General features: G+C 59.4%; 18 protein-coding genes. 11 read left to right on the top strand and 7 right to left on the bottom strand.

Annotated elements, in window-relative coordinates; all coding sequences use genetic code 11:
• Positions 1–138: 138 nt before the first annotated feature.
• Positions 139–1,227: an NAD(P)/FAD-dependent oxidoreductase gene (locus CL546_RS11165; RefSeq protein ID WP_290494974.1), complete on the top strand. Its 1,089-nt coding sequence runs from the start codon at positions 139–141 to the stop codon at positions 1,225–1,227.
• Here the strand turns inward: CL546_RS11165 and CL546_RS11160 are convergent.
• Complete coding sequence (locus tag CL546_RS11160) at positions 1,209–2,273, bottom strand: AraC family transcriptional regulator (RefSeq protein ID WP_290494972.1); 1,065 nt, start codon at positions 2,271–2,273, stop codon at positions 1,209–1,211. The genes CL546_RS11165 and CL546_RS11160 overlap by 19 nt on opposite strands.
• A 219-nt stretch (positions 2,274–2,492) precedes the next feature.
• The gene (locus CL546_RS11155) at positions 2,493–2,849 is read right to left on the bottom strand and encodes a hypothetical protein (protein ID WP_007148939.1); all 357 of its coding nucleotides are present in this window, start codon (positions 2,847–2,849) and stop codon (positions 2,493–2,495) included.
• A gap of 268 nt (positions 2,850–3,117) precedes the next feature.
• Between CL546_RS11155 and CL546_RS11150 the strand changes: the two genes are divergently transcribed.
• From CL546_RS11150 to modC, 6 genes are all read left to right on the top strand, one after another.
• A complete protein-coding gene (locus CL546_RS11150) occupies positions 3,118–4,638 on the top strand; it encodes a carboxylesterase/lipase family protein (protein WP_290494970.1) in 1,521 nt (506 codons plus the stop codon).
• Between the two features lie 156 nt (positions 4,639–4,794).
• On the top strand, positions 4,795–5,154 hold the full coding sequence (locus tag CL546_RS11145; protein ID WP_290494969.1) for a BolA family protein: 360 nt from the start codon (positions 4,795–4,797) through the stop codon (positions 5,152–5,154).
• Positions 5,151–6,104, top strand: a complete 954-nt coding sequence (trhO, locus tag CL546_RS11140; protein ID WP_290494967.1) for an oxygen-dependent tRNA uridine(34) hydroxylase TrhO — start codon at positions 5,151–5,153, stop codon at positions 6,102–6,104. Before CL546_RS11145 ends, trhO begins: the two co-directional genes overlap by 4 nt.
• 69 nt (positions 6,105–6,173) lie before the next feature.
• Positions 6,174–6,902: a molybdate ABC transporter substrate-binding protein gene (modA, locus tag CL546_RS11135; RefSeq protein WP_290494965.1), complete on the top strand. Its 729-nt coding sequence runs from the start codon at positions 6,174–6,176 to the stop codon at positions 6,900–6,902.
• On the top strand, positions 6,892–7,578 hold the full coding sequence (gene modB, locus CL546_RS11130) for a molybdate ABC transporter permease subunit (RefSeq protein WP_290494963.1): 687 nt from the start codon (positions 6,892–6,894) through the stop codon (positions 7,576–7,578). The genes modA and modB overlap by 11 nt, the downstream gene beginning before the upstream one ends.
• Complete coding sequence (modC, locus tag CL546_RS11125; protein ID WP_290494961.1) at positions 7,575–8,627, top strand: molybdenum ABC transporter ATP-binding protein; 1,053 nt, start codon at positions 7,575–7,577, stop codon at positions 8,625–8,627. Before modB ends, modC begins: the two co-directional genes overlap by 4 nt.
• Here modC and CL546_RS11120 read toward each other — a convergent pair.
• Positions 8,605–9,777: a prolipoprotein diacylglyceryl transferase family protein gene (locus CL546_RS11120; protein ID WP_290494959.1), complete on the bottom strand. Its 1,173-nt coding sequence runs from the start codon at positions 9,775–9,777 to the stop codon at positions 8,605–8,607. The two genes, modC and CL546_RS11120, sit on opposite strands and share 23 nt — an antisense overlap.
• 141 nt (positions 9,778–9,918) lie before the next feature.
• Entirely contained in the window at positions 9,919–10,176 is a 258-nt protein-coding gene (locus tag CL546_RS11115) for a hypothetical protein (protein ID WP_290494957.1), read from the bottom strand.
• Positions 10,177–10,336: 160 nt separating this feature from the next.
• Between CL546_RS11115 and CL546_RS11110 the strand changes: the two genes are divergently transcribed.
• Complete coding sequence (locus tag CL546_RS11110; protein WP_290494955.1) at positions 10,337–11,905, top strand: GMC oxidoreductase; 1,569 nt, start codon at positions 10,337–10,339, stop codon at positions 11,903–11,905.
• A gap of 44 nt (positions 11,906–11,949) precedes the next feature.
• Entirely contained in the window at positions 11,950–12,534 is a 585-nt protein-coding gene (locus CL546_RS11105; RefSeq protein WP_290494953.1) for a hypothetical protein, read from the top strand.
• Positions 12,535–12,555: 21 nt separating this feature from the next.
• Here CL546_RS11105 and CL546_RS11100 read toward each other — a convergent pair whose 3' ends face one another.
• The 3 genes from CL546_RS11100 to CL546_RS11090 all read right to left on the bottom strand — a co-directional run bounded on the left by CL546_RS11100 (position 12,556) and on the right by CL546_RS11090 (position 15,277).
• Positions 12,556–13,443, bottom strand: coding sequence for a DUF2914 domain-containing protein (locus CL546_RS11100; RefSeq protein ID WP_290494952.1), 888 nt, complete (start codon positions 13,441–13,443; stop codon positions 12,556–12,558).
• A gap of 180 nt (positions 13,444–13,623) precedes the next feature.
• Entirely contained in the window at positions 13,624–14,175 is a 552-nt protein-coding gene (locus CL546_RS11095) for a YecA/YgfB family protein (RefSeq protein WP_290494950.1), read from the bottom strand.
• Between the two features lie 73 nt (positions 14,176–14,248).
• Positions 14,249–15,277, bottom strand: coding sequence for a GGDEF domain-containing protein (locus tag CL546_RS11090; protein WP_290494948.1), 1,029 nt, complete (start codon positions 15,275–15,277; stop codon positions 14,249–14,251).
• A 214-nt stretch (positions 15,278–15,491) separates the two neighbouring features.
• Here CL546_RS11090 and CL546_RS11085 point away from each other — a divergent pair, with 214 nt between their 5' ends.
• Positions 15,492–16,586 carry an acyl-CoA dehydrogenase family protein gene (locus CL546_RS11085; protein WP_290494947.1) on the top strand — a complete coding sequence of 365 codons (1,095 nt, stop codon included), beginning with the start codon at positions 15,492–15,494 and terminating at the stop codon, positions 16,584–16,586.
• 10 nt (positions 16,587–16,596) lie between these two features.
• Positions 16,597–17,805: an acyl-CoA dehydrogenase family protein gene (locus CL546_RS11080; RefSeq protein ID WP_290494945.1), complete on the top strand. Its 1,209-nt coding sequence runs from the start codon at positions 16,597–16,599 to the stop codon at positions 17,803–17,805.
• The last annotated feature ends 79 nt before the right edge of the window (positions 17,806–17,884 follow it).

Here is a 17,884-nt window from a genome sequence, read left to right as displayed (position 1 = left end):
ATCTCCTAGCTTTAATTCGGGAGAACTTATGTGGCTGAAACCGAGGGGACCGCTGAACAAGGTCCGTGGGTCAGGGTCCCGGACGGCGCGCATTATAAAGGACCCGGCGGCTAATCGCACGGAATCGGGGGGAGATATATGACGAACTGGGATGTGTTGATTGTCGGCGCCGGTCAGGCGGGCTGTGCAGCGGCCTGGGATCTGGCAGCGGCTGGATTGCGAGTGGCCGTGATTTCCCGCCCCTTGTCGCGGGGAAAACCCTGTGCAGGCGGGGTTACCGAGAAAGCCGTGGCGCGCTACCGATTCAGTATTGCGCCGGTGGTGCGTGAAGCGGTTACCTCTCTGGCGGTGAGTCATCCGTCCTCTCCGGTACGCCACCTTAGTACCGCCACCCCGTTCTGTGTAATGACGGAGCGGGCGGAGCTGGATGCGTTTTGCTGTGGGCAGGCAGAACAACAGGGTGCTGTATTTCATGAGACGGGTGGCCTGAGAGGTATAGAGCAGCGGGCAGACTACGTGCGCATTGAGACCCGGGAGGGGGCCGTCTTCTCCGCCCCCTGGCTGATCGCAGCGGACGGAGCCAATAGTGCCGTGGCGCGGCTGCTGGGTGAGCGCCACCCGGCCGGTGCCATGGCCATCGAAGGCTGTGTGCCACGGGAAAACGTACGGGACTACCCGCCCATGACACTGGATTTTGGTGTGATCCGCGGTGGCTACGGCTGGCTGTTTCCCAAGGGCGATCATGTGAATGTGGGGCTTTATGTCTGGCGGCACGGGGTGGCGGCCCCGGAACGCTCGACCCTGCAGCGCTACTGCCGGGCACGCCTTGGGGCAGAGGCGGAGCAGGTGGCGGGCTACCCGCTGGGCACCTGGCTACCACACACCCGGCTGGCCAATGGGCGCGTGTTGTTTGTGGGCGATGCGGCGGGTTGCACGGAAGTGTTGCTGGGGGAAGGAATTTACGGGGCCGTGCTTAGTGGTCAGCTCGCTGCACAAGCGATACTGGGCGAAAGGCCGGATGTTTTATATCCCCGTGCATTGGCAGGCTGGCGGGAGGAGCTGCAACAGGTTTCCCGGCTTGGGGCGCTTTTTTACGGGGTGCTACCGGTCTCCTCACGGCTGTTACAGGGCCGGTTGGGCAGCACTCTGGTCAACGGCTTTTCACAGGGGCTGACGCTGGGGCAGTGCAAGCGCCAGTGGCGGGGGGCTCAATCGTTGAAGCTGTGATTGCCCTGGCTGTCACGGTACTGCACCGGGGTAATATCAAACCAGCGTTTAAAGGCGCGATTGAACGCGCTTTGTTCGGAATACCCCAAATCGAGGGCGATCTGGTTAACGGAGCGTTCACTGTGCAGCAGCCAGTCGCAGGCCAGCCGGCGACGCTCGTCTTCCAGCAGGCTGGAAAAGTCGGTGTTTTCGGCGCGTAGCTGGCGACGCAGAGTCCAGGGTTTGACGCCCAGCTGATCGGCAATGGGCTCCAGCTGCGGGATGCCCTGCTGCAGGCGTTTCTGGATTTCCAGGCGCACCTGTTCCAGCAGGTTGTCGCGGGCGTGGTACTGGGTAACCGCCCGCTGCATGCGTGAGCGGGCGACCTTGTGCACTTCCGGGTCGGCATCGCGCAGGGGCAGATCCAGCAGGTGGCCGGGTAACACAATGGCATTTTCCGGCTGGCCGAAGGTAACGTCGCAACGGAAAATGCGCTGGTACTCGGCTTCGTCGCCCTGTGGCGGGTGTTTGAAGAGAATGCGTGCCGGGTTCAGTTCCTGGCCAATTAACCAGCGACCGTAAACGATGGCCGCGGCGAAATTGGCGTCGACCCGGGCCGGGTAGGTGGGCAGGTCTTCCAGATCACTTGCCCAGATGAGCCACAGCGTTTTATCGCCATCCTGCTCGCGCCACTCGAAACGCAATTGGGCGTATTCGGTGGTGACTTTCATAAAGGGAATCATCAACTCGATGGCATCCCCCAGCGTGGCGCTGGACATGCTGGCGTAACCCAGCTCGCCCATGAAGCGCGGACGGATGCCTTCCCCCATGTGCAGTCCAAATAGCGGATCCGCACTGCCGGTAATGGCCTGTTTCAGCAACTGGTTCTCGATGGCCATGGAAATCCGTGACTGGGGATCTTCCAGGTCGTCGTTGCTGATACCGGACTCCACCAGCGCATAACTCAGGTCCACGCCGGCGCGAAGCGCGGCATCCAGCAGGTATTCCAGCCAGAAAGGCGCGACGGTTTTATGCTTTAGAGAGGCTGACAGATTAGCGGACGGCATGAGCTCGCAGTTGTTGTTATCCAGTACAGAATCCCTTAGATAACGAGACGCAGCACGGCAAGTCAACACTTGGTGTGGGGTTAAGCGCGTATTGCTGGTTTATTGACCGCGTTGGCGAGTTTATGGCCCAAATGGGTTGAAGGTTTGAGTGGAAACAGGAAAAGAGGGCGGGGTCAGTATTGTGCCGGGAGCGGCATAGCCGCTCCGGCAGATAGGGGCTTACTTGGACTCTTTGGCCAGTTTATTGACCTTGCGGGTCAGCGAAGCCAACTTCTTGTTCAGTGCTTCAACTTCGTCGCGGGTCGGCAAGCCCAGTGCTGCGGCAACTTTGCTGCGCACTTCGTCCAGCTGGGAAGGCTGGGCTTTAGTGGTTTTTTTCTGGGGTTTGCTCTGGGCTTTCTGGCGTTTTTCGCCAGCTTTGACCAGGTTCTGGAACAGTTCGTTACCGTTGTCTTCCAGGCGGGTGTAGGCACCTCGAACGGCGTTGTTCACTTTTTCCAGAGTGGCTTTGGCTTCGGTGGCCACTTGCTCGTAACGTTCGTTAAAGCGTTGCTCGATGGTTGCGGTCTTGCTCATGGGGGCTTCCCTCCTTAGAAAATGCAATGGATGTACAAAGCCCTCGATGTGCCTCGGTGAGGGCGTGAACAAGTGTAAGTCACTAATAAGACAAGATTGTTAATGTTGTCTAACAATTAAACAGGCGAATTGGCCTACTCGTTAGTATGTATTTTGTTAGGCTGGACGGCTTGTGTTGGTGCTTGGCGGTGCATGGACTGTAGCGTTCATCGTCCATGATGCATGTTAATTTTCAGGCCAGTGATGCTGGCAAACAGGAGGCGGGTAAATGACAGCAGTAACTCGGCAGGGGTGTTATCAGGGGCTTGGCAACAAAGGTGTAACCGAATACCGCGGTGTGCCGTTTGCGCGGGCTCCGCTGGGCGAGTTGCGGTTCAAGGCTCCGCAGCCTCTGCCTGACGGTGACGCAACGCAATTGGCCGATCGTTACCCGATGCCCTCGCTGCAAATGAAAAACCCTGTGATGGGCATCCAGGAATCCAGTGAAGATTGTCTCTACTTGAATATCTGGGTGCCGGATGGGGAGGGGCCTTTCCCGGTGATGGTGTGGTTCCACGGTGGCGGCTACCTGGCGGGATCAGTGTCGCAGGTTCTCTACAACGGAGCGGAACTGGCACGCAGCCAGAATGTGGTGGTGGTGAACGCCGCCTACCGATTGGGCGCCATGGGCTTTGCGGATTTCTCCGCTGTGGCACCGGAGCTGGATGCAGACACCAACCTGGGCATGCGCGACCAACTGGCAGCGCTGCAATGGGTGCAGGAAAACATCGGTGCCTTTGCCGGTGATTGCGGCCAGGTGACCCTTTTCGGTGAGTCTGCCGGGGGCTTCAGTGTGGGGGCTCTGCTGGCCTGCCCCCAGGCGAAAGACCTGTTTCATGGTGCGATTACCCAGTCCGGCGCGGCCGATGTTGTGCTCGCCCCGGATCAGGTGCGCAAGGTGACTGACGCTTTTGTGGATGCATTGCCGGGGGCCGGCAGTGCATCCGAGAAATTGGCCAGTGCCGATAACAAGAGCTGGATCAAGGCCCAGAACGCCGCCGTCAAGGTATTGGTTGATCGAGGGCTGCGCACCACCACGCCACAGTTCGCCATGAATTTTCTGCCCATGGTCGATGGTGACTTGCTGCCGGCACTGCCGATTGAGGCCATCGCCGCAGGTGCCGCTGCGGACAAACGCCTGTTGGCCGGCGTTTGCCGTGATGAGTGGCATTTCTTTCAGTACGCGGGGGTGCTTGCGGGCACCACCACCATGGATGCACTGAAACAGATCGACGACGATGAAATTCTGCGGCGCTTTGAGCGGGCGTTGCCTGGCAATGGCGCTCGGGCGCTGGATTATTACCAAAGCGTAGTGACGCCGGACAGTCGCCGTAGCCGTCTGGATTTTCTGTCTGCCATGGAGTCGGACCGCTTGTTCCGGGTACCTACGGTGCGATTGCTCGATGCCCAAAGTCAGCATAACGCGCAATGCTGGGGTTTCCAGTTCACCTGGCAGAGCGAGCCGTTCGGTATCCCGCTGGGGGCCTGCCATGTGGTGGATGTGCCCTTCGTGTTTGGCGTTACCGATACGCCGGCGGGCATGTATTTCACCGGAGGCACCGACGAAGCGCGGGTGCTGTCTCAGCAGGTGCAGGCTGTCTGGGGCGCGTTTGCCCGTGGAGAGGCGCCGGGTTGGGATGGTTGGCAGAGCGCTCGCCAGGTTCGCCAGCTGGGGCCGGGGGAGTCCATGGCCTCCTTGCTGGATGACGCCGGGGAGCAGCTCTGGAAGGACATTATCCCCTCCGTCTAATGGCTGGCCGGCACCTGTATTTTCTCTGCACCGGCAAACCCCGTAGAATACGCGCCCCGCGAGGGGCGTTTCCGCCCTGGTGAGGCTGGTATAATCAGCCCATTGGCCGTGTTTTTTTTGAACGGCTCCGGCCCGATTTTATCTGTGAGGTGGACCATGAGTGTAGCGACATTGATCGAGCGCAAGGTTTTCGAGGCGGTGCCTGTGGCACATTTCGCGCTGGAAAATGAAAGCCACAAGCACAGTGTGCCGCCGAACTCGGAAACACATTTCAAATTGGTGCTGGTGAGTGATGCCTTTGACGGCATGATGCCGGTACGCCGCCACCAGATGCTGTACAAAATTCTGGCTGACGAGCTGGATGGCCCGGTGCATGCACTGGCCTTGCATACCCATACCCCGGCGGAATGGGAGGCCAAGGGCGGCGAGATACTGTCGTCACCGGATTGCCTGGGTGGCAGTAAGCATGATCCGCAATTCAGCAAAGGAAAGACAACCGTGGGAGAAAAGCAGTGAGTACCCAGCATCGGGTGGAAACCCCGGACAGCATTGTCGTTGCAGCGTTGTACAAGTTCGTTCGGCTACACGGTTTCGAGCAACTGCAGCAACCCTTGCTGGACCTGATGCATGCCAACGATGTGCGTGGCACTTTATTGCTCGCGGATGAGGGCATCAACGGCACCATTTCGGGTCCCCGTGGTGGCGTCGATACCGTGCTTAATTGGCTCAAGGGCGACGAGCGGCTGGCGGCACTGGAGCACAAGGAGTCCTTCCACGACGAACACCCGTTCCTGCGCACGAAGGTGAAGCTGAAGAAAGAGATTGTCACCATGGGTGTGGAAGGTATCGACCCGACCCGCACAGTGGGTACCTACCTGTCGCCGGACGAGTGGAATGCGGTGATTTCTGACCCTGACACCGTGTTGATCGATACCCGCAATGACTATGAAGTGGAAGTGGGCACCTTCAAGGGCGCCATTAACCCGGAAACCCGTACTTTCCGCGAATTCCCGGACTACGTGAAAGAGACCCTGGATCCGGCCAAACACAAGAAAGTGGCCATGTTCTGCACCGGTGGCATCCGCTGCGAGAAGTCCACGGCGTATTTGAAAGAGCAGGGCTTTGAAGAGGTGTATCACCTGAAAGGTGGCATTCTTAAATACCTGGAAGAAATGCCCAAGGAAGACTCCCTGTGGGAAGGGGAGTGTTTTGTGTTTGATGAGCGGGTGACCGTGGACCACGATCTGAACCCCGGTGAATTTGATCAGTGCCACGCCTGCCGCCGGCCGATTAGCGATGAAGACAAACGCAGCGAACAATTCCAGCTTGGGGTGTCCTGCCCGAAGTGTTACGACGAATCTTCCCCGGAACAGAAGCAACGCTTCGCGGAACGGCAGAAACAGATTGAGCTGGCCCGGGCGCGCGGCCGCCAACATCGAGGGCAGAACCCGCGCAAATCCTCCTGACAGTCACTGTCTGCTGACATAGACTGGGCGATTGCCGGTTTTGGTCCCGGTATGGTCTCGGAGTGCTTGATGCGGATTCTGGCTTTTCTTTTTATGGGTGTGCTCAGCGTCCCGGTGCTCGCTGGTGACGCCCAGGTGGCGGTGGCCGCCAACTTCGCTCAAACGCTCAAACAACTGATTACGCTGTACATAAAGAGCCACCCGGATGACCGGATCGGCGTGACCGTGGCCTCGACTGGCACGCTGGCCGCCCAGATTCGCCAGGGTGCCCCTTACGATATCTTCCTCGCGGCGGATCAGCGCCGCCCCGCTGAACTGGCTCAAGAAGGCTTGTTGGTCCCGGCGTCGATCCGAACCTATGCGCAGGGCATTCTTGTACTGTGGACGCCGACCCGCGGTGTGTCGCTTGGCCCGGAGAGTTTGCGCCAGGGAAATGTGAATCCCCTGGCCCTGGCCAATGCGCGTACTGCCCCTTACGGCGTGGCGGCGGCATCGGCACTGGCGCGAGTCAATCTCCCTGCTGCGGTAAAGCGGGTCACCGCAGAGAATGTGGGGCAGAGCTATCACTTTGCCCACAGCGGGGCGGCCGCGGCGGCCTTTGTGGCCCTGAGCCAGGTACAGCAGCAGGGTGGAAGCCTGTGGCGTGTGCCGATGGACTGGTATGCACCGATTGTTCAGCAGGGTGGACTGCTTGGCGCCAATGCCACTGCGCAGCGTTTTTACGACTTCCTCTTCAGTCCCCAGGCACAGACGTTGATCGACCAGGCGGGTTACCGGGTGCCTGACGATGCTTTCTGAGGGGGACTGGCTTGCGCTGGGGGTCAGCATTCAGCTGGCGTTGCTCACCACAGTGATACTCATGGTGCTTTGTACGCCTTTGGCCTGGTGGCTGGCTCGTCGCCGACTACCCGGCCAGGCTCTGCTGGAGGCCATGTTGGCTTTACCGCTGGTGCTGCCTCCCTCGGTGCTGGGCTTTTACCTGTTGATCGGGCTGGGCCCGAACGGGCCGGGGGGCTGGCTGGCAGAGGTATTCGCGCAACGTTCACTGGCGTTTACCTTTACCGGGCTGGTGATCGGCTCTGTGCTGTATTCGCTACCCTTCGTTCTGCAACCGTTGAAAAATGCGTTCTCCGCCATTGATTCACAACAACTGGACATGGCCGCCGTTGCCGGAGCCAGGCCCCGTGACCGGTTTTTCTCTCTGGTGCTGCCCCAGTGCCGGGAGGGTTATGCCAGCGCAGCCATTTTGGGTTTTGCGCATACCCTTGGCGAGTTCGGCGTGGTGTTGATGATCGGCGGCAGCCTGTCCGGGGAAACCCGGGTGGCCTCTGTGGCCCTGTATGAGCATGTGGAAGCCGGCGATTATGTCAGTGCCCATCGGCTCGCGGCAGTGTTGTTGGGCCTGTCGCTGTTGCTGCTGTGGGGACTGTTCCGCTGGCAGCGTCGCCGGCCAAATCTGGGGGCCATGCCATGAGTCTGGAGCTGTCAGTGCAGGGCCAGCGGGGCAGTTTTCGATTGCAGGTGGAGGCGACGCTGCAGCCCCGGGGGGTCACGGTGTTGTTTGGGCCTTCCGGGGCGGGCAAGAGTTCGTTGCTGCGCATGGTGGCCGGACTGGACCATTGCGATGGCGTGATCAGCTTTGCCGATCAGACGTGGCTGTCGGCAGAGATGGAACTGGCGCCGTGGCAGCGGCCTATCGGCATGCTGTTTCAGCAGCCCACCCTGTTTCGTCATCTCACCGTGCAGGGCAATCTGGATTATGTGGCCCGGCGTCGCCAGAGCCCGGTGGGCCAGCAAGCGCAGGTGATCGAACAAACCGGCATTGGTCCGCTGCTGGCCCGGCGGGTGGAGGGCTTGTCTGGCGGGGAAAGCCAGCGTGTGGCTCTGGCGCGGGCCCTGCTGGGGGCGCCGCAACTGCTGCTTCTTGATGAGCCGTTGTCGGCCCTGGATGAGGCGCACAAGCGTGAGTTGCTGGATCTGATTGCCCTGGCCGCGCGCAGCGTGCCGGTGCTGTATGTGACCCACAACATGGATGAGCTGCTGCGCCTGGCGGATCAGGTCTGGTTGATGGAGCGCGGCCGCATTATTGCCCAAGGGCCGGCCAGCCAGGAGCTGTCGCGTCTGGATGGCTCCCTGGCTCAACGCGCAGACGCGACAGCGCTATTGGCTGGCCTGGTGGCGGACTACGCCCGCGAGGATCATTTGCAGGGCATCACCGTGGGGGATGCCACGCTGTGGCTGCCTGTTGAGCAGCAGCTGGTTGCCGGTGAGTCTGTACGGCTGCGCATTGCGGCCCGGGATGTGAGCCTTTGTCTGAGCGCCCCGGATGACAGCAGTATTCTCAATATTCTGCCGGCCCGGGTGGTCGGCTTGCGTGAGGTCGGGCCCGGGCAATGCCTGGTTCAACTTGCCCTGGCCGGGCAGTGCATTCTGGCCCGGATCTCCGGGCGTTCTGCTCGTCAGCTTTCCCTGTTTCCCGGTGCTGACGTCTATGCCCAGATCAAGGCCGTGGCGCTGGTGTAGAACTGCGCAGGGTGGCGCCGAGGGAAGCGGTGCCTGACGGCTGCCCTGTGTCCTTCTTGTCATGCTGGTGATGATCGCCGTCGCAGCCGGCCTGACTGCGCCAGTCGGCGGCCAACCCGAATCGCAGCTCACCGGTGGTGATGGTGCTGGTGCCCGAGAAGAAAAACATGACAACCGTAATCAACTGAAGGCACAGGATGACTCCCGGCGTCCACAGTGCACCTAGCCCTGCGTGGAGTAACGGTTGCAAATCACTATGGCCGGGCAGCGCGATACTGATAGCCACACCGTACAGGGCAGCGAGCAACGCCATCAGCTGATAGACCGAGAACAGCTTGCTGCCTCCACGGTAATCCGCTCGCAACGTTTCCGAATACACCCGCCAAAGTTGGCTGCCCACCAGGCTCAGGGCAAAGGCCAGCGCAAATAACTGGTGGAAGAACAGGGCGCTGCATAACAATGCCAGCGCCGTGTAGAGCACGCAGGTCACCGCCTGAATGGGGATGACCTTGACGGCTTCCATTTCCCCGGCAAAGGCGATTTTCTTGGTTTTCCCGATAAAGACATGGTTGAGCGTGGCAAACATGCGCCGGGCCCAGGTGGGAGCATCGTTGAGAGCCTTGCCGTAGCAGCAGCCGAAACTGATACAGGCCAGTCGACCGATGCCTTCCCCCATCACATAGGCGATGGACATGGCTGCCAGCATGGGCAAGGTGGGTAGTGGTGTGTCCCACCAGTGCTGGCTGGCCTTGTCCGCCAGCCACAGGAACAGCGGCGCAATGATAATGCCCACGAAACTGGCGCCGCCGACTGTAAACCCGTGGCGATTTTTTTCTACCACAGTGGCAATGATTTTGGCTGCCGGAAGGCAAATGGCCAACACTCCCAGCGTCAGGAGCACGGTGGTCATCAGTGAAACACCGACGGCGGCAGTAAGAAGAATGAACGTGGCAACGCCGAACCCACCGGCCAGCCCGGTAAATAAACCGTAGAAGGTCAGATTCAGGCCCTGCCAGGAACCGTCACCGTTTTTCTTCAAGGGCAGGGACGCGACAAATTGCCAACGCTCCTCGGGAAGATGGCGGAACAATTGACGAAATCCAAGCCCGAACAGCAGGGCACAGACGAGCAGAAACAGATCTGCAGCCATGAGCTAGCTCCTTCGACGGTTTCCGCCAAGGGTGTCGTGGCAAGGGTGCGAATGAATGACAGTGCAGTGACGCTTCAGTGACAGCGTGCAAGCGTTACGCGTGAAAAGGACGGATGGGACGAAAGAAATGCGGTGGGGAAATCAGTCGCGGTTACGCAGAAAACTCTCTGCCGCTTGCACGATCAACTCGGTGACAGAGCGGTCTTCCATCAGTGCCTGCATTTTCAGGCGCTTGTGTAAATCGGCGGGAATGTCCGCGGTGAGACGCCGGTAACCTTCACGAACCGCACCTTGCCGCGCTGTTGTCTGCCTGGACGTGCTGGCCACCTTTTTTTGGGCAGCAGCCCGCTTGCGAGGGCGTTTTTTCTCTTCAAGAGTAACGAAATCGATTTGTTCCATGGGTGCTGCTGTGGGCCGGCAAAGATGGTGGTCAGGTTACTGGAAAGCGGTGTAAATGGACAGGATTGGCGCTTAAATTTATAGTGCAAAAAATAGTGTAAGAAGAGAGTTGGACGCTCGGGGAGCCGACAACAAAAAGTAGAAAAACACTGGGGACGACATGGAAAAGGTGGATGTGCTGGTCATCGGCAGTGGCTTCGGGGGCGCTGTGATGGCATGCCGGTTGGCCGAGAAGGGAAGCAAGGTGGTGGTACTGGAGCGGGGCAGGCGCTGGTTGCCCGGTGATTACCCGTCCGTTTCCCAGACAGACTGGCTTTGGGATGAAGATGAGCCGGAAAAACAAAACGGCTGGATTGATTTCCGCAATTTCGGCGACATGAGTATTGCCATGGGTGCAGGGGTTGGCGGGGGCTCGTTGATTTACGCCAATGTCAGCATTGAAGCCAAGCCCGAAGCCTTCGAGCAGGGTTGGCCTGAGGCCATCGATTACGCCACCCTGAAGCCCTATTACGACATCACTGGCGAGATGCTCAATGTGCAGACGTTGCCGACGAGCCAGTGGACGCCACGCACTTACCTGATGAAAGAAGCGGCGGAGGCGGTTGGCGCCGGGGACCGTTTCACCGTGGTACCCCAGGCGATTACGTTTGACCCGGAGTGGCGTGCGGAAAACGACGATTCGTTCGATTACCGCCATAGTAAAAGCTGGGTCAACGCCCAGGGCAAAGAGCAGGGTACATGCACCCATTGCGGCAATTGCGATCTGGGTTGCCCGGTGAAAGCCAAGAATACCCTGGATCTGAATTATCTGGCGGCGGCGGAAAGTGCTGGCGCGCAGATTCGTCCGTTGCATCACGTTCGCACGATTCGTCCGCTGGCCTCGGGGGGCTATGAAGTGCAGGCCATGGATCTCGATGCGCGGGGCTGGCGCGGTTTCCGTGCTGACAAGGTAATCGTGGCTGCTGGCTCCATGGGGTCTACCGAACTGCTACTGCGCTGCCGGGATCAGTTCAAGACGCTGCCAAAACTCAGCCGTAAGCTCGGGCACAACTGGAGCAGTAACGGCGATTTTGCCACGGCGGCTTTCTATGAAGATCGTCAGATCTCACCCACGCGGGGCCCGACCATTACCAGCGCCATCGATTATCTGGATGGCTCGGACAATGGCGCCCGGTATTTTGTGGAAGACGGTGGCTTGCCGGATATTCTTGGCAGCTGGCTGGAGCGTTTGGGCAAGCAATCCCGGTTTGCCGGCACCCGGCTGGGGGCGGCCATGTTGAAATATGGCGACAGCAGTAACCCCTTTGGCAAAATGATGCCCTGGTTTGGCCAGGCCATGGATGATCCCGGTGGCACCTTTTCTCTGGGCCGTCGCTGGTACTGGCCATGGAAGCGTGATCGCCTGAAGCTCAAGTGGGATTATCGCAAGGCCGAAAAGGCCGTGCAGGGGCTGGCCGATCGGCATTTGTCACTGACGGCTGCCACCGGGGGCAACCCGATGACACCCGCTACCTGGACCTGGTTCAAGAATCTGGTCACACCTCACCCACTGGGTGGCTGCAATATGGCGGATTCTGTGGAACAGGGGGTGGTGAACCATGCCGGGGAAGTGTTCAACTATCCTGGTCTCTATGTAGTGGATGGCGCCATGGTGCCTCGGGCTTTGGGCCTGAACCCGTCACGGACTATTGCGGCGCTGGCGGAGTATTGTGCGGCGCAGATGGATTGAATCTGCCTGAAAACTGAATTGCCTGAAGGGAGAAACGCAACAGCATGAGTGATGCTCGTTTCCATATCGTGTTTTCCGGGAAGCTGGTCGGCGGTGCTGACCTGGCGACCGTGAAGAGCAATCTGGGGCGTTTGTTCAAGATGGACAGCGCCCGGGTTGAGAAACTGTTTTCCGGCCAGCCAGTGGTGATCAAGAAAGATGCCGATCAAGCCACGGCCATGAAGTTTCGGGCGCTGATGAAGCAGGCCGGGGCGGAATGTGAAATCCGCCCTGTGTCCGGTGGGGGGCAAGCGCGGGCGCCTGCGCAGCCGGCCGCTGCGCCATCTGCGGTACCGGCACCGGCGACAGAATCTTCCGCCTCAGCTGAATCCACTAGCCTTGGGGAGCAGAACAGCGGGGATCTGGAGACCGTGGGCACCATCCGCACCGGGGGCACTGGCTTCTCCGGTGCGTTCTCCGTGGCAGATGTGGGCGAAGACATGAATAACTCGGAACACGCACCCGCTCCGCCGGCCCCCGATGTGAGCCACTTGAGTATGGCTGCAGCCGGGGAGGACCTGGGCCAGCGCACCCAGGCGCCACCCCCGGCGCAACCGGATATCAGCTACCTTTCGCTGAAAGACGATTAACGTTTTTCTGCCTGCTAAGGCTTAAGGGGCGGCTGCGGCCTGGAGCGCGGCGCTGTCCCGGTTCATTTCATTGAGCTGATCGAGCAGCTTGTGACGCCCCTGAAGGGCAGGGTACACCGGGCTTTCCGGCGGTACGGAGACCATCAGGGCTTGCAGCTTCTGCCGGGCGGCCGGGATGTCGCGCTGACGGATCAGCTGGTTCAGTTCAGCAAATGCCTGGTTGTCCTTGTCCATTTGATCAAGCTCGGCAAGCTGCTGCGCATTGCCGGTCAGAGCCCGCGCCCGCTTGATGGCTGAACGGGCCCCTCGAGTGTCGCCCAGTGTCAGCAGCTCTTCGATGGCCATGAAATTTGCGCTCAGATCCACTGGCGCACTATCGGTTGGCGCGGCTTGCTGCGCACCGTCGGCGTTAGCGGGGCTTTGTGTTTGTGAAGGTGATGGTGGCGGTGGGGCGGTACGGTCGGGCGTGCCCTGCGTGGAAGTGTCAGGCGCTGCCGGGGCGTTGCCGGATTCGGTCAGCGTTACCTGCCAGTGGCCCAATTCGCAACCCGGGGCACCGGTGACCGAAACGCTCCAGGTGTCGCCCGCTTTCATGCCCAGCCCGGTCAGTGTTTTCGACGACCAGGTCCGCCAGAAATCCGAGCCAATCTCCAGGGTGACGTCCACAAAGGGCTCACCATTGAGCGACCAATGGTGGTAGAGCGTTTGATGGCTGCCGTCATGCACTTCGGTATAAAAGAACAGCTCTGCAGTGCTCACAGGCACCTGGCTGACGGTGTTGGTGGGTTCGCGGTTTTCCACCGCAGTGGTGAAGTCGGCCCGGGCCAGTGTCGGGCAGGCAGGCTGGGATTCGGTTTGAGCCATCGCCAGCACTGGCGTCAGCAAACTTGCCAAAAGAATGACGCGCACGCGTTCCCCCCTCGTAATGATGTTCTGGTGGCTACAGGTTTTTGTATCGGTAGCTCACCCTCAAGCCTAGAGGCTTGGCACGGGGACGGCGTGGAACTGGGTCACGTTACGTCTGACGGCAGTGATCAGTGGGGCAAGAGGCGGGGTCAGCGGAAAAGGGGGGCTAGTGTTAACAGGCCCTTAAGACTCGCCGCCTTCATCCGGTCCGTGAAAACATAAAAACAGTTCTTCAATCAGCTCGGGGATGCCCAGCGCCATCTGGCGGACCACCTGGGTGTTCTCCCACAGGGCGTCCAGCTCTTCGTCTTCATCAAGACCGGAAATAAGAATGAAGGGCAGCAGCAGATTGACGACGGTTTCCTCGTCGTGTTCGTACCAGAGGGATTCGTTCACGAAGACGCCGGTCATGAACCCTGCACACCAGCTGGCCAGGTCCTGACCATCTTCTTCCTGATAGGGGTCGAGCAGGCAGGGCAAGTTCACTGTTTCGCCGCTGAGCAGCTGGGTCACCAGACGTTGGTGCAGTTGGTTGAGAGCGGATGCCACCTCGTCCGGGACCGGCATTTCCAGCTCATGGGCGTAGTCGACCGGGGAATCGTCATCGCCCTGCGGGCCTGCGGCCAGGGCGCACAGCATGCCGTGAATTTCCGTCCAGGTTGGCGCGTCTTCCCCTTGGCTGGCGAAATGCTGGCGGACCGTATTTTTCAGACTTGGGTTGGTAATCTCAGACATGCTTTTCTCCCGGTGGCGAGCAAGCATACCGATAGACGGGCCGCGCCTCCACCGTGCTGTTGTACTGGTCTGGTTAGCCCGCTTGCTGGATACGGTTTCTGCCCAGGTGCTTGGCTTCATACAGGGCGTTATCCGCGCGCTTTATAAATTGCTCAGCGCTTTCCCCGGGATGGTAATGCGTTAACCCGGCGGAAAATGCGCTGCTTAATTCTTCGGCAAAGGCATAGCGCTGTTCAGAAAAACTGTGTCGCAACCGTTCCAGTGCGGCCAGGCAGGCCTGGCTGCTGGTGTGAGGGAACAGCACGACGAATTCTTCGCCGCCGTACCGGGCCAGCAGGTCGGACTTGCGTAAACCCATGGCCGCGACCTGGGCAAAGCGATGTAACACTTCGTCACCGGCGTGATGGCCATAGGTGTCGTTGACCCGTTTGAAATGGTCCAGGTCGATAATCGCCAGGTGCAGCGGGCTGCTCTCCCGATTGGCGCGGGACATCTCTTCTTCCAGCCGTTCCAGAAAGTGGCGCCGGTTATACAGGCCGGTCAGGTCGTCGCGCACGGCAATGGCGCTGAGCCGGTCGTGGGCTTCGCGCAGCCGTTCCCGCTGTTCGCGTACCCGTAATTGCAGGTTGTGAATATAGCCGCCCATGTAAATAAACCAGCCCAGGCCGAGCGTGAGAATGATCCAGTGGCCGATCAGGTAGGAAAAAATCGCTTGCTGGGGGGCATTGATCCACTCGTAAATCAGCAACCCGGTGAAGCAGAGCAGGGTGAAGGCCGCCATCAGCAGCATGCGTCGGCGGTCCAGTGCGAACACACCAAAGGTCATGACCATGAAATAGATGCTCAGCATGGCGCCGCGCAGTTCGCGGGAGTAATGCAGAATGGTGGTGGTCAGCAGGATGCCCACGGCCATTTGCAGGATGGTCAGGCTGGGGTCCCCGAAACGTTCGCTGAGGCCGCTGCGAATCAGCAGGTAGAACAGGCCGTTAACGGCAAAGACCACTGCGAAGAAGGTCAGGTGTGGTGTGTTGGGTTCAAACGCGGTGAGTTCCACACCAATGAAGGTGCCGGCCCACAATAAACAATAGGAATAGATCGCCATGATTTGGCGTTTTAGCCGGACCGCGCGCTCCGGGGGCTCTTTCGGTATCAGTGTAAACACGGACAAAAAACGCCTGACTGAAGGGTTGTTGTATTTTTGCTCAACTTTACCGTTTTTATCGTGGCAGGTCACAGACCTGTCATTGTCGGTGGTAGACAGCCAGTGACAAACTGTTGTTCAAACAACCGTTTGCTTGCCGGGATGAGGCCCTTGTATGTCCACACCGCTTTTTGACCTGACATTAACCGAAGAACAGCGCATGACCCGTGAAGGGATGCGCAAGATGGTGCGCGATTCCCTGTTCCCGCAATCCCGCGCCGCCGATGACGCGGCGAAGGCCAGTGCTGAACTGTTGAATAGTATCGCCGGCTTTGGCCTGGCGCTGATGCCCATGCCGGAAGCTCTGGGTGGTGTGGGGATGCCGAGATCGCCGCTCTCCAATGCGCTGGCAGTAGAAGATCTGGCCGAAGGGGACATCTCCCATACCCTGGCAGCCTTGCAGCCCATGGCCGCCGTCAACGCCCTGGTGGATTTCGGTAGCGAAGAGCAGCAGGAGCGCTGGTTGCCGGCCATGGCGACGGAAACTTTCACTGGCGCGGCCGTCGCACTGACAGAGCCTCGCGCCACGTTTGAGCCGTCGGCGCCGACCACTACGGCACAAAGCGCCGACGGGAAAGTGGTGCTCAACGGGGTCAAGAGCCTGGTGCCGATGGCCTCACGATGTGAGTGGTTTGTGGTGGTAGCGGCTGAGAAAGGGGCGGTATCTGCCTTTATTGTTCCGAAAGATGCGGCGGGGCTGACTATTAACGCTGAGCCCTATATGGGGCTGCGCAGTGCCGAGCTGGGCACGCTGACGCTGGAATCCGTCACCGTGCCCGAGGCCGACCGCCTGCCCGGGTTTGATCTGGATCGACTGTTGGGTCTGTCTCGCATCGGCCAGTGCGCGTTGGCGGTGGGCTGTTGCCAGGCGGTGATGGAATACGCTATCCCCTACGTGAATGAACGCAAGGCGTTTGGCGAACCCATTGCCTGGCGCCAGTCCGTGGCCTTTATGGTGGCGAATATGGCCATCGAAATTGAAGGGATGCGGCTGATGATGTTACGTGCCGCCAGCCGGGCGGAACAGGGGCTGGATTTCCACAAGGAAGCCTACCTTGCACAGCTGCAGTGCATGGAAAAGGCCATGGAGATTGGCACTAACGGTATTCAGCTCTTCGGTGGGGCGGGTTTTGTTCGCGATTACCCGCTGGAGATGTGGTACCGGAACTTGCGCAGCATTGCCGTGCTTCACGGCAGCCTGATGGTGTAGGGAGAACAACATGATTAATCTGGAATTACCCGAGAAGCTTACACAGACCCAGAAGATGGCCCAGCAACTGGCCAGCGGGATTTTTCGCCCGATCTCACGCAAATATGACGCCATCGAGCACTGCGATACCCCGGAAGAGCTGAAACCGGTGGCACAGATGATGGCGGCCATGCCTCGCGGTGAAGGAAAGCGTGGCGGAAACAAAGACGGGGCCAGCGACGCAATCAAGAATGGCAGCAACATGATGGGCATTATGGGCGTAGAAGCCATGTGCTGGGGTGATGTGGGCCTGATGTTGTCTATTCCCGGCTCTGGGCTAGGTAATGCGGCAGTGATGGCCGTGGGCACGCCGGAACAGAAAGAGAAGTACGGCAAGCTCTACTGCGCTATGGCAATCACCGAGCCTGGCGCGGGGTCCGATTCTGCTGCGGTTGCTACCACTGCGGTGGCGGATGGCGATGAATGGGTGCTTAACGGTGAGAAAATCTACTGCACCGCCGGTCAACGCTGTGATGCCATCGTGGTGTGGGCCACGTTGGATAAAGCGCTGGGAAAAGCGGCGATCAAGTCTTTTATTGTGCCCCGCGATAATCCCGGCGTACAACTGGTGCGCGTGGAAGACAAAATGGGTTTGCGAGTCTCGGATACGGCGGCACTGGCGTTCAACAACTGCCGAATTCCCAAGGACCATATTCTCGGTTCCGCAGAGGTGGGCGATACCGAAGAGGCACGCAAGAAAGCCTTTGGCGGGGTGATGCAGACATTTGATAACACCCGGCCCCAGGTGGCGGCCATGGCGTTGGGTGTGGCGCGTGCTGCGCTGGAAATCACCAGGGAAATTTTTGAAAAAGAAGGGGTTGGAGCTGATTTCTCGAAACAGCCTTACAATTCGAGCGCCCGCGAACTGGAGCTTTACCGGCTGGAAGCCGACCTGGAAGCGGCGCGGTTGATGACCCTCAAGGCTGCCTGGATGGCTGATAATGGCCAGCCCAATTCCCGCGAAGCGTCCATGTGTAAAGCCAAGGCTGGGCGCATGGGGAACGATGTCACACTCAAATGTGTGGCGCTCTGCGGTGAGCTGGGTTACTCCGAGCGAACCTTGCTGGAGAAGTTGGCCCGGGATTCGAAAATTATCGATATTTTTGAGGGCACCCAGCAAATTCAGCAGCTGATTGTGGCCAGACACCTGCTTGGGCTGTCGTCCAAAGAGCTGAAATAAATAATCAGCTACAAGCTACAAGCTACAAGCGAAGAGCGCGGTTTACCGCGCTTTTTGTTTTTGGGTTGGGGCATTAAGC

This window comes from Alcanivorax sp. (genome assembly GCF_002726155.1).
In the GTDB taxonomy this organism is placed as follows: Bacteria; Pseudomonadota; Gammaproteobacteria; order Pseudomonadales; family Alcanivoracaceae; genus Alcanivorax.
The sequence above is the reverse complement of the archived record's forward strand: the minus strand, read 5'-3'. Positions and strand labels throughout refer to the sequence as shown.